Origin of the sequence: Pseudomonas sp. zfem004 (assembly GCF_032621715.1) — a bacterium.
Taxonomy (GTDB): Bacteria; Pseudomonadota; Gammaproteobacteria; order Pseudomonadales; family Pseudomonadaceae; genus Aquipseudomonas; species Aquipseudomonas sichuanensis.
Genome location: NZ_JAVYJF010000008.1, coordinates 41,658 through 56,513, shown reverse-complemented (window position 1 = coordinate 56,513; position 14,856 = coordinate 41,658). Strand labels below are relative to the sequence as shown.

Below are 14,856 nucleotides of genomic sequence, written 5' to 3'. Positions count from 1 at the left end.
TTGCCCCGTAGCACAAGAATCCTGCCTATGTCCCTGCGCCATTACTGCCGCGCAGCCCTGCTGGGGCTGTGCCTGACCCTCTCGTTCGCGGCCACCGCGGCGGAGGTCCCGACCACCTCGGGTATCCAGAACAGCCTCGACAAGATCGCCGAGCGCAAGCTGCCCGAAGCCGAACAGAAGGCCGTGCAGCAAGTGCTGGAGCAGACCCTGGCACTGCTGGCCAGCAAGGAGGACAGCGAGAAAAAACTCGAAGCCCTCAAGCAGCAACTGGCCACTGCCCCCCAGGAAACCCGCGACAGCCAGCGCGAGCTGGACAAGCTCAAGAACGCCAGCGCCATACCCGTGGCCCAACGCTATGCCAGCCTTACGGTGCCGCAGCTCGAACAGATGCTCAGCGAGCGCAGCACCCAGCAGGGCGAGTTGCAAAAGGCCCTGTCCGAAGCCAACAGCCTGATCATCAACTCGCAGACCCGGCCCGAACGGGCCCAGGCCGAGATCAGCAGCAGCCAGACCCGCGCCCAGCAGATCAACAACAGCCTCAAGAGCGGCAAGGACGGCGGCAAGGCGCTGACCAGCGACCTGCGCAACCAGCTCAACGCCGAGCTGGCCTCGCTCAACGCCCTGACCCTGCTGCGCCGCCAGGAACTGGCCGCCAACAGCCTGCTGCAAGACTTGGGCAACGCCCGTCACGACCTGCTGATCGCCCGCGCCGCGCGGCTGGAGCAAGAGATCCAGGACCTGCAGACGCTGATCAACGACAAGCGCCTGGCCCAATCCCAGCAGGCTGTCACCCAGCAGTCGATCGAAGCGCAGAAGGCCGGCGGCAGCACCGTGCTGGCCAACGAGAGCACCGCCAACCTCAAGCTGTCGGATTACCTGCTCAAAAGCACCGACCGCCTGAACGAGCTGACCCAGCAGAACCTCAGGACCAAGCAGCAGCTGGACAGCCTGACCCAGGCCGACCAGGCACTGGACGAGCAGATCAACGTGCTCAAGGGCAGCCTGCTGCTGTCGAAGATCCTCTACAAACAGAAGCAGGCCCTGCCGCACCTGAAAGTCGACCGCGACCTGGCCGACCAGATCGCCGATATCCGCCTGTACCAGTTCGAGATCAACCAGCAACGCGAGCAGATGAGCAGCCCGTCCAGCTATGTCGACAAGCTGCTGGCCAGCCAGCCGCAGGAAGACGCCACACCGCAGTTGCGCAAGGCCCTGCTGGAAGTGGCGATCACCCGTGGCGACCTGCTCGAACGCCTGAACCGCGAGCTTTCCGCGCTGCTCAACGAATCGATCACCCTGCAACTGAACCAGAAGCAACTGCTCGGCACCGCCCAGAACCTGCGCACCACCCTGGACGAGCAGATGTTCTGGATCCCCAGCAACAAGCCGCTGGACTGGGAATGGCTGCGCTTCGTGCCGGAGCGCCTGGCCGACCAGGTCGCCAGCCTGCCCTGGGGCTCGGGGATCAAGGAACTGGCCGACGGCCTCAGCCAGCGCCCGCTGTTGTTCCTGCCGCTGTTGCTGGTGATCGGCGCCCTGCTGTGGCGACGCAAGTACCTGTATCAGCGCCTGGGCAAGGTTCACCAGGACATCGGCCACTTCAAGCGTGACAGCCAGTGGCACACGCCCCAGGCGATCCTGATCAACATCCTCCTGGCCATGCCGGTGGCCCTGGCCCTGGCGCTGGGTAGCTACGCCCTGCAGATCGACGCCCGCGGGCAAAACGCCAACCTCGGCGCCGCCCTCTGGCAACTGGCCCAGGCCTGGCTGGTGTTCTACACCGCCTACCGCATCCTCGCCCCGGGCGGCGTGGCCGAGATCCACTTCCGCTGGCACAAGCCGCAGGTCGAGTTCCTGCGTGGCTGGGTGCGCCGGCTGGGCACCGTGGTGCTGGCCCTGGTGGGCGTGGTGGCGGTGGCCGAACACCAGCCCTCGGCCCTGGCCGACGACGTGCTGGGCATCGGCGTGGTGCTGGCCTGCTATGCGCTGATGGCCTGGCTGCTCAGCCGCCTGCTGCTGAGCAGCCCGGCGCACCGCGACACCTCGCTGTTCCGCCGCGCGGTCGGAGTGGCCTTCACCGCCCTGCCCATCGCCCTGTTCGTGGCGGTGTGCTTCGGCTACTACTACACCGCGCTCAAACTCACCGACCGCCTGATCTACACCCTCTATCTGCTGCTGTTCTGGCTGGTGATCGAGGCCGCATTCGTGCGCGGCCTGTCGGTGGCGGCGCGGCGCCTGGCCTACCAGCGCGCCCTGAGCAAACGCCAGGCGGCCAAGGAAGGCCTGGACGGCGAAGTACCGGTCGAAGAGCCGACCCTGGACATCGAGCAGGTCAACCAGCAGTCCCTGCGCCTGATCCGCCTGGCCCTGCTGGGTGGTTTCATCGCCGGCCTGTACTGGGTCTGGGCAGACCTGATCTCGGTGTTCTCCTACCTCAACAACTTCACCCTCTACGAATACACCAGCGGTACCGGCGCCGCCGCCAGCATGGTGCCGATCAGCCTCGGCGACCTGCTGGGGGCGCTGGTGATCGTCGGCATCACCTTCGCCCTGGCCGGCAACCTGCCGGGCCTGCTCGAAGTGCTGGTGCTGTCGCGGCTCAACCTGGCCCAGGGCAGCGCCTACGCCACCACCACGCTGCTGTCGTACATCATCGTCGGGGTCGGCATCGTCAGCACCCTGTCGACCCTCGGGGTCAGCTGGGACAAGCTGCAATGGCTGGTGGCGGCGCTGTCGGTGGGCCTGGGCTTCGGCATGCAGGAGATCTTCGCCAACTTCATCTCCGGCATCATGATCCTGTTCGAGCGCCCGGTACGGATCGGCGACACCATCACCATCGGCAACCTGTCCGGCACGGTGAGCAAGATCCGCATCCGTGCCACCACCATCACCGACTTCGACCGCAAGGACATCATCGTCCCCAACAAGACCTTCATCACCGGCCAGCTGATCAACTGGTCGCTGACCGACACGGTCACCCGGGTGACGCTGAAGCTGGGCATCGACTATGGCTCGGACCTGGACCTGGTGCGCGATATCCTGCTCAAGGGCGCCCACGAGAACCCGCGGGTGCTCAAGGACCCGGAGCCGATCGTGTACTTCCTCAACTTCGGCGAGAGTTCGCTGGACCATGAACTGCGCATGCACGTGCGCGACCTGGGCGACCGCAACCCGACGCTGGATGAGCTCAACCGCTACATCAACCGCGAGTTCAAGGCCCACGACATCAAGATCTCGGTACGCCAGGTGGAGGTGTTCGTGATGGATACCAAGGGCGGCAAGCAGCAACTGATCCCGATGGAGCAGCCGAAGCCGGATGGCACGCCGGGCGCCTGACCGGCCTCAGATCCTTTATCCTGTCGAGAATCGCTGCGAGGGCTGCGCCCTCGTTCGCGGGTAAACCCGCTCCCACAGAGCCAGCGCGATCCCTGTGGGAGCGGGTTTACCCGCGAAGGGCCGCAAAGCGGCCCCAATCGCACCGAATCCAGGAGCAGGCCCCGTGAAGTCCCTCGACCACCTCAGCTTCGACAACCGCTTCGCCCAGCTCGGCGACGCCTTCTCCACCCAGGTTCTGCCCGAGCCGATCGCCGAGCCGCGTCTGGTCGTCGCCAGCACCTCGGCCATGGCCCTGCTCGACCTCGACCCGGCCCAGGCCGAGCTGCCGGTATTCGCCGAGCTGTTCGGCGGCCACAAGCTATGGGAACAAGCCGACCCGCGGGCGATGGTCTATTCCGGCCACCAGTTCGGCTCGTACAACCCGCGCCTGGGCGATGGCCGCGGCCTGCTGCTGGGCGAAGTGCTCAACGATGCCGGCGAGCACTGGGACCTGCACCTCAAGGGCGCCGGCCAGACCCCCTACTCGCGCATGGGCGACGGCCGCGCGGTGCTGCGCTCGTCGATCCGTGAGTTCCTCGCCTCCGAAGCGCTGCACGCCCTGGGCATTCCCAGCAGCCGCGCACTGAGCGTGATCGGCTCGAGCACCCCAGTGTGGCGCGAAACCCGCGAAAGTGCCGCCATGCTCCTGCGCCTGGCCCAGAGCCACGTGCGCTTCGGCCATTTCGAGTATTTCTACTACACCAAGCAGCCCGAGCAGCAGCGGGTGCTGATCGACCATGTTCTGGACCAGCACTATCCCGAATGCCGCGACGCCGAGCAGCCCTACCTGGCCATGTTCCGCACTATCGTCGAACGCAACGCCGAGCTGATCGCCCGCTGGCAGGCGTATGGCTTCTGCCATGGGGTGATGAACACCGACAACATGTCGATCCTCGGCATCACCTTCGACTTCGGCCCTTATGCCTTCCTCGACGACTTCGACGCCAACTTCATCTGCAACCATTCCGACGACCGTGGCCGCTACAGCTACGCCAACCAGGTGCCGATTGCTCACTGGAACCTGAGCGCCCTGGCCCAGGCCCTGACCACGGTGATCGAGGTCGAGCCGCTCAAGGAGGTGCTGGCGCTGTTCCTGCCGCTGTACCAGGCCCACTACCTCGACCTGATGCGCCGCCGTATGGGCCTGACCACGGCCGAGGATGACGACATGGCGTTGGTAGAACGCCTGCTGCAGCGCATGCAGAGCGGTGGCGTGGACTACACCTTGTTCTTCCGCAAGCTCGGTGAACGGCCAGTGGCCGAAGCGCTGCAAGTGGTACGCGATGACTTCGTCGACCTGGCCGGTTTCGACGCCTGGGGCGCCGAGTACCTGGCACGCTGCCAGCGTGAGCCGGGTAACGCCGAGGGGCGGCGTGAGCGGATGCACGCGGTCAATCCGTTGTATGTGCTGCGCAATTACCTGGCGCAGAAGGCCATCGAGGCGGCGGAGGCGGGTGACTACAGTGAAGTGCGGCGGCTGCATCAGGTGTTGAGCAAGCCGTTCGAGGAGCAGGCCGGCATGCAGGCTTATGCCGAGCGACCGCCGGAGTGGGGCAAGCATCTGGAGATAAGCTGCTCTTCCTGACATTCACCTGTGGGAGCGGGCTTGCCCCGCGATAGCGTCAGCCGCTACAACGTCACTGCCTGATCTGACGCCATCGCGGGGCAAGCCCGCTCCCACGCCCACCTTGGAGCCATACATGAGTGCACCGCTGGTAATCCCCTGCCCCCACTGCAACGGCCTCAGCCGCCTGCCCGCTGAACGCCTGGGCGACAGCCCGAAATGCGGCCGCTGCAAGCAGGACATGCTGTTGTCCCGCCCCTTCGACCTGACCGAAGCCAACTACGCCGCCCAGATCAAGGGCGACCTGCCGCTGCTGCTGGATGTCTGGGCCGACTGGTGTGGCCCGTGCAAGAGCTTCGCCCCGACCTTCGAACAGGCGGCCCGGCAACTGACTGGCCGTTGCCGCCTGGCCAAGCTCGACAGCGAAGCCAATCGCAACCTCGCCGGGCAACTGGGTATTCGCTCGATCCCCAGTTTGATCCTGTTCAAGAATGGCCGCGAAGTGACTCGCCAGGCCGGCGCGTTTCCACTCCAGTCGTTGCTGGAGTGGTTGCGCGGGCAAGGGATTTGAGGGGATTGCGTCGGGGCTGACAGGGGGTCGGCGGAAGAATTGCAGCACCTGTGAGATCGAGCGCCGCCCGCGCGGCGCATCGCTGGCAAGCCAGCTCCCACAGTTTGTTTCGGGCCAATTATTCCTGTGAAAGTACCGGCGCCTGCCTTGGTGCATGTCTTGAGTCATGTGGAGCGGCGGCAACGCCCACACTGAAACCGCGTCGTACCAACAAGGCGGACAGTGATGACCTTACAAGAGTGACTGGCCCGAAACAGATGTGGGAGCTGCGGTTCGCCGCTGCGACTTGCCAGCGATGCGCCGCGCGGGCGGCGCTCGATCTCATCGGCGCTGAAGATCTTTCGGCGAACTCATGCAGGCCCTCACGCACTCCGCTCCAGCAGATCATGCAACTCAACAAACTGCTGAGTCAGCTTATGCCGTGGCTCCAGGTGAATCAGCGGCAAGCTGGCATGGTGGGACTCACGCATCTTCACCGAGCTGCTCAAGTACACCGGCAGCACCGGCAACCCCTCGGCCAGCAATTCATCGAGCATCTGCTGCGGCAGGCTGGCGCGTGACTGGAACTGGTTGACCACGATGCCTTCGACCACCAGTTCGTCGTTGTGGTCTTCCTTCAAATCGTCGATCTCGGCCAGCAGGCCATACAGGGCCTGACGCGAGAAGCTGTCGCAGTCGAAGGGGATCAACACGCGATCAGCGGCGATCAGCGCGGAAACGGCATAGAAATTAAGGGCCGGCGGGGTATCGATGTAGATCCGCTCGTAGTCCTCGTCCAGCTCTTCGAGCAGTTTGCGCAGCTTGTTGATCTTGTGCTTGGCCTCGAGCTTGGGCTGCAGGTCGGCCAGCTCTGCCGTGGCGGTGACCACATGCAGGTTGTCGAACGGTGTTTCGTAGATATCGACCTTGTTCTTCTTGGCGAACGGGCCGCTGGACAGCGACTGCTTGAAGAAGTCGGCGATGCCCATGGGGATGTCGTCGCCGGTCAGGCCGGTCAGGTACTGGGTCGAGTTGGCCTGGGCATCCAGGTCGATCAGCAGGGTCCGATAGCCTTCGCTGGCACTCACCGCCGCCAGATTGCAGGCAATGCTCGATTTGCCCACGCCACCTTTCTGATTGAACACCACGCGCCGCATGTCAGACCTCCGTGTATCAACGAATGCCCGAGTATGTGGCGACACTGCGCCATTGGCCAGCGTTGTTCGCTCAAGTTGACGGCATGCAGCCCGACAACCTGCGCGTAACCGACTGTCGGAAACCGTGCAGCCATGGAAGCGGACATGACGCATATGCGTGTGGATGTTGTCCGATAGCCATCATGTGGATTGATACACGTCCCGTGCACCGGGATAATGCGCGCCACCTTCCCGTGCGCCAAGCCCGCACGGCGCGTGCTCCGAGTCATTCCCACGGACAGGAACTCCCTCAGGGCGGAACGTCACACTCATCATGATCACCTTCGACATCAGCCAATGGCGTGCCTGGGCCCCGGGCCTGCACAGCCCTGCCGACTGGCAGGCCTGGGCGGACGGCGCCGAACGCGAGCCCGGTGCCGAGCAGGCGCCGGACGTGGCGTTCCTGCCAGCCTTGCAGCGCCGCCGCCTGAGCCATATGGCGCGCATGGCCTTTGCCGTCGGCTGGCCATTGGCCGAAGGCCACGCCCAGCTGCCACTGGTGTTCGTCTCGCGCCACGGTGAAACCCCGCGCACCTTCTCGATCCTCAGCGAACTGGCCAGCCAGCAGCCGTTGTCGCCGACCCAGTTCAGCCTGTCGGTGCACAACGCGATGATCGGCCTGTGGTCGATCATGCGCGGGCAAACCTGCGAGATGACCGCCCTGGCCGCCGCCGGCGACGGCTTCGAGCAAGGCGCCATGGAAGCCGCCGCGCTGCTCGCCGAAGGTGCACCGGCGGTGCTGCTGATCGTCACCGAGGAACAACCCCCGGCCGCCTATGCGCCCTGCATCAGCGATGTGCCGTTCGCCTACGCCGTGGCGCTGCTGCTCACCCCCGGCCAGCAATGGCAGCTGTCCCTTGGGCCGGCACAAACGGCGCCAGCCCCCGAGCTGCCCCATGCCCTGGCGTGGCTGCACGCCTCGCTCAGCGGCCACAACGCCTTTTCCCACACCTGGAGCCGTCGCACATGGAACTGGCAACGTCAGCCATGAACCGCCCCCGCGACGCCTACCTGTGGCGCCTGGCGGCCACCGCCCTGAGCTTCCTGCTGTTCGGGCTGGGCGGGCTGTGCCTGCGCCTGCTGGTGTTCCCGCTGCTGGCCTGCCTGCCGGGCAGTGGCGAACAGCATCGCCAACGCGCCCGACGCACCATCGGCTGGCTGTTCTGGCGGTTCATCCTGATCATGCGCGGCCTCGGTGTGCTCACCTTCGAGATCAGCGGCGCCGAACGCCTGGGCCGGCGCGGGCAGATGATCATCGCCAACCACCCTTCATTGATCGACGTGGTGTTCCTGCTCGGGCAGGTGCGCGACGCCAACTGCGTGGTCAAGCACAGCCTGTTCGACAACCCCTTCACCCGTGGGCCGGTGCGCGAGGCGCAGTACATCGGCAACGACGGCAGCCTGGACATGCTCGACAGCGCCGCCGCCTCGCTGCAGCAGGGCCAGCCGCTGGTGATCTTCCCCGAAGGCACCCGCACCCCGCCCGGCCAGGCCCCGGCCTTCCATCGTGGCGCCGCCGCGATCGCCCTGCGCGGTGCGAAAATCATCACACCGGTGATCATCCAGGTCAGCCCCGCCACCCTGACCAAGCACGAGCCCTGGTACCGCATCCCCCGGCGGCGCGTGCACTTCAGCCTGCGCGTCGGCGCCGACATCGACCCCCAGGCCTTCGCCAGCCTTGGCCCGGCCCCCCTGGCGTCGCGCAAACTTAACGATTACCTGCACCAGTACTACAACAAGGAGCTCGCCACCGATGAGCGATGCACAGCACGACCTGAACCGTGACATCAAGCAACTGATCATCGACGCCCTGGGCCTGGAAGACATCAGCGTGCAGGACATCGACGACGCACAGACACTGTTCGGCGAAGGCTTGGGCCTGGACTCGGTGGACGCCCTCGAGCTGGGCCTGGCGATCCAGAAGCGCTACGGCATCAAGATCGACGCCGATGCCAAGGACACCCGCAGCCATTTCACCAACGTCGCCACCCTCGCGGCGTTCATCACCGCCCGCCAGGCCGCCTGAGACCGCACCATGCAAACCCGCGAAGACATCTTCAACACCCTCCGTGACGCCCTGGTCGAGCTGTTCGAGCTCGAGCCCGAGCGCATCAGCCTGCAATCGCACCTGTACCAGGACCTGGAAATCGACAGCATCGACGCCATCGACCTGCTCGATCACATCAAGCGCAAGACCGGCAAGAAGATCAGCGCCGAGGACTTCAAGTCGGTACGCACCGTCAACGATGTGGTCGAAGCGGTTCATCGCCTGGTAAACAGCGCGGCATGAAACGCCTGGTCGGCCTCGGCCTGCTGCTGGCCGGCGTGCTGTATCCGTTTGCCGTGCACTACGGCCTGGGCCACTTCGCCCCGTGGCAGTTCGCCCTGCTGCTCGGCGGCCTGTGGCTGGCCCGCGCACTGAGCGCGCCACAACGCCCCGGCGGCCTGTGGATGGCGCTGGCGGCGCTGGGTTTCTGCGCGCTGCTGGCGCTGTCCGACAGCGCGCAACTGCTGCGCTGGTACCCCGTGCTGATCAGCGCCTTCTTACTCGGCCTGTTCGGCACCAGCCTGCTGCAGGGCATGCCAATGGCCGAGCGCCTGGCGCGGCTGCGCGAACCCGAACTGCCACCGGCGGCGGTGCGCTACACGCGGCGGGTGACCCAGGCCTGGTGCCTGTTCTTCCTGGTCAACGGCCTGATCGCCGCCGGCCTGACCCTGTGGGCGCCACTGGCCTGGTGGACCCTGTACAACGGCCTGATCGCCTACGCCGCGATGGGCCTGCTGTTCGCCGTGGAATGGCTGATACGTCAACGTGTGCGAGGACGCTCATGAACTGGATCAACCTCGAACACCTGTTGCACCCGCTGGCCACGTCACGCCCGGTGACCGAGGCGCCGGCCCTGGACCACGCCGCGCTGTGCCGGCAAGCCCTGCGCCTGGCCGGTGGCCTGCAAGCCCGGGGCGTGCAACGCCTGGCGGTGCATGTGGATGACGCAGCGACACTGGCCATCGCCCTGCTCGGCGCCTGGCGCGCCGGGGCGCAGGTGCTGTTGACCGCCGACCTGCAAGCGCAGACCCGCGCCCGCTGGCAGGCCCAGGTCGACCTGTGGCTCAGCGACCAGCCGGGCGACCCACAACTCGACGACCTGCTGGGCGAACCACTGGCCAGCGCCGACCTCGACCCGGACCTATGCCGCATCAGCCTGTGCACCTCGGGCTCCAGCGGCGAGCCCAAGCGCATCGACAAATGCCTGCGCCAACTGGCCAACGAAGTCATCGCCCTGGAGCAGTTGTGGGGCGCATCGTTGGGCGATGCGCACATCCTCGGCAGCGTCGCCACCCAGCACATCTACGGCCTTTTGTTCCGCGTGCTGTGGCCGCTGTGCGCCGGTCGCGGCTTCGCCCGAAGGGCCCAGCCGTTCCCCGAAGACCTGCAACGCGCCAGCCGCGAACACCCGGCGTTCGCCTGGGTGGCCAGCCCGGCGCTGCTCAAGCGCATGGGCGACAACCTCGACTGGCCCGGGCTGAGCACGGTGCGACGGGTATTCTCCTCCGGCGGCGAACTGCCCGCCGAAGCCGCCGAACGCCTGCACCAGCGCCTCGGCCAGTGGCCCACGGAAATCCTCGGCAGCTCCGAAACCGGCGGCATCGCCTGGCGCCAGGGTGAAGCCCTGTGGCAGCCGTTCGCCGGCGTGGTACTCAGCCAGGATGCCGACGGCGCCCTGCGCATCGCCTCGCCCTACCTGCCTGCCGGCCACGTCGAGCAAAGCGCCGATGCCGCCGAGTTCGCCAGCGACGGGCGCTTTCGACTGCTCGGCCGCCTCGACCGCACCGTCAAGCTGGAAGAGAAACGCATTTCCCTGCCCATGCTCGAACAGGCCCTGTGCGCCCACGCCTGGGTCGCCGAGGCGCGCCTGGGGGTGATCGAAGAAGGTCGCGCCTTCCTCGGTGCCCTGCTGGTGCCAAGCGCCGAAGGCCTGCATGCGCTGCGTAACCAGGGGCGCCGCGCACTGCTGGAGGGCCTGCGTGCGCACCTGGCCGAACACTGCGAGGCCATCGCCCTGCCCCGGCGCTGGCGCCTGCTGCGCCAGCTGCCGTGCAACGCCCAGGGCAAGCTGCCCCAGGCCGAGGTCACGGCGTTGCTGCTGGCCGCTCGCAGCCAGGCCCCCGAGGTCGAGGAACAGGCCCGCGAAGGCAACCAACTGCAACTGCGCCTGGCCGTGCCGCTGGACTTGCCCTGCTTCACCGGCCATTTCCCGCAGACCCCGGTACTGCCCGGCGTGGTCCAGCTCGACTGGGCCATCGCCCTCGCCGAACCGCTGCTGGCCGCCAACCTGCGCTTCGCCGGCATGGAAGTACTCAAGTTCCAGCAACTGGTGCGCCCCGGCGACACACTGCAGCTGGACCTGCGCTTCGAGCCGGACCGCAGCAAGCTGTACTTCAGCTACACCCGCGCCGGCCAAGCCTGCGCCAGCGGCCGCATCCTGCTGGAGGCCGCCAGTGCATAAACCCTGCGCGGTGATCCCGGTGTACAACCACGAACAGGCCGTGCCCAAGGTGGTCGACGACCTGCTGCGCGCCGGCCTGCCTTGCGTGCTGGTGGATGACGCCAGCCATGCGCCGTGCGCCAAGGTGCTGCGCCAGCTGGCCGAGCGCGAGGATGTGCACCTGGTGCAACTGGCGGTCAACCAGGGCAAGGGCGGCGCGGTGATGGCCGGCCTGCGCGAGGCCGCGCGGCTGGGCTTCAGCCACGCCCTGCAGGTGGACGCCGACGGCCAGCACGACCTGGCCGATGTCGGCCACTTCCTGGCCCAGTCGCAGGTTTATCCACAGGCGCTGGTGTGCGGTTATCCACAGTACGACGCCAGTGTGCCCAAGGGTCGTCTGTATGCCCGCTACCTCACCCATGTATGGGTGTGGATCAACAGCCTGTCGCTGGCCATTCCCGATTCGATGTGCGGCTTTCGCGTCTACCCGCTGCCGCCGACCCTGGCGCTGATCGACAGCGTCAAGCTGGGCAAGCGCATGGACTTCGACCCCGAGATCCTGGTGCGCCTGGCCTGGCGCAACCAGCCGATGCGCTGGCTGCCGACCCGGGTGCACTACCCGCAGGACGGCCTGTCGCACTTTCGCCTGGTGCACGACAACGCGCTGATCTCGAAGATGCACGCCAAGCTGTTCTTCGGCATGCTCCTGCGCAGCCCGCTGATCCTCTGGCGCCGGTGGCGCCGATGAGCGAGCAGCACTGGGCCGCGCAACGCGAGCGCGGCAGCTTCCGGTTGATGCAGCTGACCGCACTGCTGGCACGCCTGCTCGGGCGCCGGCTGCTCAGCCCGCTGATCCATGTGATCGTCGCCTACTTCTTCCTGTTCGGCCGCCGCGCCCGACGCAGCGCCTGGCAGTATCAGCAGCGCCTGCACCGCTGGAGCGCCGGGCACACGCCAGCGCCCAGCCAGTGGCAGGTGTTCCGCCAGTTCATGGCCTTCGCCGACGCCCTGCTGGACAAGCTCGACGTGTGGAACGGCCGCCTGCGCCTGGAAGACATCGATATCGTCGACCCGGCCGGATTGCGCGGGCAGTTGCGCGGCGAGCGCGGGCAACTGCTGGTGGGCGCCCACCTGGGCAATCTCGAGGTGTGTCGGGCGTTGGCCGAACTGGGCGAGCAGGTGACCATGAACGTGCTGGTGCATACCCGCCATGCCGAGCAGTTCAACCGCCTGCTCGGCGAGGCCGGGGCCACCCACCTGCGGCTGATCCAGGTCAGCGAGCTGGACCCGGCGATCATGCTGCAGCTCTCGCAACGCCTGGAGCGCGGCGAGTGGCTGGCGATCGCCGGCGACCGCGTGCCGCTGCATGGCGCGCGCACCGCCAGCGTGGACTTTCTCGGCCAGCCGGCCGCGTTCCCGCAAGGCCCGTGGCTGCTGGCCGGGCTGCTCGGCTGCCCGGTCAACCTGCTGTTCTGCCTCAAGCTCGACGGCCGCTACCAGATCACCCTGGAACCTTTCGCCGCACAGCTGCAATGGCGGCGTGCCGAGCGTGACCAGGTGATCCAGCAATGGACGGCCCGCTACGCCGAACGCCTGGCCCATTACTGCCGCCAGGCGCCACTGCAGTGGTTCAATTTCTACCCTTTCTGGAAGAGCGATGACGATGCAACCCCATGAGCCTGTCACCTTCGGCGAAGCGCCGCTGGCCATCGAGGACGTGCTGGCCGTGGCCGAGCGCCGTGCCGCCAGCCGCCTGCAGGACGACGCCGAGTACCGCGAGCGCATCGCCCGTGGCGCGCGCTTTCTCGACACCCTGCTCGACCAGGAAGGGGTGATCTACGGGGTCACCACCGGCTACGGCGACTCCTGCGTGGTGGCCGTGCCGCTGGAGCATGTCGAGAGCCTGCCGCGTCACCTTTACACCTTCCACGGCTGCGGCCTGGGCCGCCTGCTCGATGCAGCGGCCACTCGCGCGGTGCTGGCAGCGCGCCTGCGCTCGCTGAGCCATGGCGTGTCGGGGGTGCGCATGGAACTGCTGGAGCGCCTGCAACTGTTCCTCGAACACGACATTCTGCCGCTGATCCCCGAAGAGGGCTCGGTGGGCGCCAGCGGCGACCTGACGCCGCTGTCCTACGTGGCCGCCACCCTCTCCGGCGAGCGCGAGGTGCTGTATCAGGGCGAGCGCCGCAGCAGTGCCGAGGTGCACCGCGAGCTGGGCTGGCAGCCGCTGGTGCTGCGCCCCAAGGAAGCGCTGGCGCTGATGAACGGCACCGCGGTAATGACCGGCCTGGCCTGCCTGGCCTTCGCCCGCGCCGACTACCTGCTGCAATTGGCCACGCGCATCACCGCGCTCAACGTGATCGCCCTGCAGGGCAACCCGGAGCACTTCGACGAGCGCCTGTTCGCCGCCAAGCCGCACCCGGGCCAGACCCAGGTGGCCGCCTGGCTGCGCCAGGACCTGGCCATCGACGCGCCGCTGCCGTCGCTGCACCGCCTGCAGGACCGCTACTCGCTGCGCTGCGCGCCCCATGTGCTCGGCGTGCTGGCCGACAGCCTGGGCTGGCTGCGCGGCTTCATCGAAACCGAACTGAACAGCGCCAACGACAACCCGATCATCGACGGCGACGCCGAGCGCGTGCTGCACGGCGGGCACTTCTACGGCGGGCATATCGCCTTCGCCATGGACAGCCTGAAAACCCTGGTGGCTAACGTCGCCGACCTGCTCGACCGGCAGCTCGCGCTGCTGGTGGACGTGCGCTACAACCACGGCCTGCCGAGCAACCTGTCCGGCGCCGAGGCCGAGCGGGCCATGCTCAACCACGGTTTCAAGGCCGTGCAGATCGGCGCCAGCGCCTGGACCGCCGAAGCCCTCAAGCAGACCATGCCGGCCAGCGTGTTCTCGCGCTCCACCGAATGCCACAACCAGGACAAGGTGAGCATGGGCACCATTGCCGCGCGCGATGCCCTGCGGGTGCTGGAGCTGACCGAGCAGGTCGCCGCCGCCACCTTGCTGGCGGCCAACCAGGGCGTCTGGCTGCGTGGCCGCCAGGCCGACGCCCGGCCTCTGCCGCCCGCGCTCGAACAGATGCACCAACTGCTGCTGGCCGACTTCGCCCCGGTGATCGAGGACCGCGCCCTGGAACACGACCTGCGCCTGTGCCTGACCCGTATCGGCCAGCGCCACTGGAGGCTGCATGCGTAACCCCGGGGTGTTTCACGTCGACAGCGAGATCGTCGTGCCGTTCTTCGATGTGGACAGCATGCACATCGTCTGGCACGGGCATTACGTCAAGTACCTGGAAGTCGCCCGCTGCGCCTTGCTCGAACGCCTGCAGCACGATTACCGCGGCATGCAGGCCTCCGGTTATCACTGGCCGGTGATCGACCTGCAGCTGCGCTACATCCGCGGTGCCACCTTCGGCCAGCGCCTGACCGTACGCGCCAGCCTGGTGGAGTGGGAGAACCGCTTGAAGATCCATTACCTGATCAGCGATGCCGAAACCGGCGAGCGCATGACCCGTGCCAGCACCGTGCAGGTAGCCGTGCATATCGACAGCGGCGAGATGCAACTGGCCTCGCCGCAGGCGATGCTCGATGCGGTTGCCAAGGTGCTGTCATGAGTCGCCTGCTCTGGCCTCATCGCTGGCAAGCCAGCTCCCACAAAGGCTGCGCGGTTCCTGTGGG

The 14,856-nt window shown here is 66.9% G+C and carries 14 protein-coding genes; 13 read left to right on the top strand and 1 reads right to left on the bottom strand.

Features of this window, described 5'->3' with window-relative positions:
* The first annotated feature begins 27 nt into the window (after positions 1 to 27).
* From mscK to trxC, 3 genes are all read left to right on the top strand, one after another.
* Complete coding sequence (gene mscK / locus RTH46_RS10990) at positions 28 to 3,336, top strand: mechanosensitive channel MscK (RefSeq protein WP_153788022.1); 3,309 nt, start codon at positions 28 to 30, stop codon at positions 3,334 to 3,336.
* Between the two features lie 163 nt (positions 3,337 to 3,499).
* The gene (selO, locus tag RTH46_RS10985; protein WP_316905687.1) at positions 3,500 to 4,960 is read left to right on the top strand and encodes a protein adenylyltransferase SelO; all 1,461 of its coding nucleotides are present in this window, start codon (positions 3,500 to 3,502) and stop codon (positions 4,958 to 4,960) included.
* Between the two features lie 115 nt (positions 4,961 to 5,075).
* Complete coding sequence (trxC, locus tag RTH46_RS10980) at positions 5,076 to 5,510, top strand: thioredoxin TrxC (RefSeq protein ID WP_316905686.1); 435 nt, start codon at positions 5,076 to 5,078, stop codon at positions 5,508 to 5,510.
* Between the two features lie 362 nt (positions 5,511 to 5,872).
* On the opposite strand, the gene RTH46_RS10975 is transcribed toward trxC, so the two are convergent.
* Complete coding sequence (locus RTH46_RS10975) at positions 5,873 to 6,646, bottom strand: ParA family protein (RefSeq protein WP_110995334.1); 774 nt, start codon at positions 6,644 to 6,646, stop codon at positions 5,873 to 5,875.
* A gap of 313 nt (positions 6,647 to 6,959) precedes the next feature.
* Here RTH46_RS10975 and RTH46_RS10970 point away from each other — a divergent pair, with 313 nt between their 5' ends.
* Genes RTH46_RS10970 through RTH46_RS10925 form a run of 10 tightly spaced genes read left to right on the top strand, consistent with a single transcriptional unit; the run spans position 6,960 to position 14,792 of the window.
* Complete coding sequence (locus RTH46_RS10970) at positions 6,960 to 7,676, top strand: beta-ketoacyl synthase chain length factor (protein WP_153788027.1); 717 nt, start codon at positions 6,960 to 6,962, stop codon at positions 7,674 to 7,676.
* The gene (locus tag RTH46_RS10965) at positions 7,652 to 8,470 is read left to right on the top strand and encodes a lysophospholipid acyltransferase family protein (RefSeq protein WP_316905685.1); all 819 of its coding nucleotides are present in this window, start codon (positions 7,652 to 7,654) and stop codon (positions 8,468 to 8,470) included. The genes RTH46_RS10970 and RTH46_RS10965 overlap by 25 nt, the downstream gene beginning before the upstream one ends.
* Positions 8,439 to 8,711 carry a phosphopantetheine-binding protein gene (locus RTH46_RS10960; protein ID WP_023632703.1) on the top strand — a complete coding sequence of 91 codons (273 nt, stop codon included), beginning with the start codon at positions 8,439 to 8,441 and terminating at the stop codon, positions 8,709 to 8,711. The genes RTH46_RS10965 and RTH46_RS10960 overlap by 32 nt, the downstream gene beginning before the upstream one ends.
* Positions 8,712 to 8,720: 9 nt before the next feature.
* A complete protein-coding gene (locus RTH46_RS10955; protein ID WP_110995337.1) occupies positions 8,721 to 8,975 on the top strand; it encodes an acyl carrier protein in 255 nt (84 codons plus the stop codon).
* Positions 8,972 to 9,517, top strand: a complete 546-nt coding sequence (locus tag RTH46_RS10950; RefSeq protein WP_316905684.1) for a hypothetical protein — start codon at positions 8,972 to 8,974, stop codon at positions 9,515 to 9,517. The genes RTH46_RS10955 and RTH46_RS10950 overlap by 4 nt, the downstream gene beginning before the upstream one ends.
* Entirely contained in the window at positions 9,514 to 11,193 is a 1,680-nt protein-coding gene (locus tag RTH46_RS10945; RefSeq protein ID WP_316905683.1) for an AMP-binding protein, read from the top strand. The genes RTH46_RS10950 and RTH46_RS10945 overlap by 4 nt, the downstream gene beginning before the upstream one ends.
* On the top strand, positions 11,186 to 11,920 hold the full coding sequence (locus RTH46_RS10940; RefSeq protein ID WP_316905682.1) for a glycosyltransferase family 2 protein: 735 nt from the start codon (positions 11,186 to 11,188) through the stop codon (positions 11,918 to 11,920). The genes RTH46_RS10945 and RTH46_RS10940 overlap by 8 nt, the downstream gene beginning before the upstream one ends.
* On the top strand, positions 11,917 to 12,849 hold the full coding sequence (locus tag RTH46_RS10935; RefSeq protein ID WP_153788032.1) for a glycosyl transferase: 933 nt from the start codon (positions 11,917 to 11,919) through the stop codon (positions 12,847 to 12,849). Before RTH46_RS10940 ends, RTH46_RS10935 begins: the two co-directional genes overlap by 4 nt.
* Complete coding sequence (gene hutH / locus RTH46_RS10930; RefSeq protein WP_153788033.1) at positions 12,830 to 14,374, top strand: histidine ammonia-lyase; 1,545 nt, start codon at positions 12,830 to 12,832, stop codon at positions 14,372 to 14,374. Before RTH46_RS10935 ends, hutH begins: the two co-directional genes overlap by 20 nt.
* On the top strand, positions 14,367 to 14,792 hold the full coding sequence (locus RTH46_RS10925) for an acyl-CoA thioesterase (protein WP_153788034.1): 426 nt from the start codon (positions 14,367 to 14,369) through the stop codon (positions 14,790 to 14,792). The genes hutH and RTH46_RS10925 overlap by 8 nt, the downstream gene beginning before the upstream one ends.
* Positions 14,793 to 14,856: the final 64 nt, after the last annotated feature.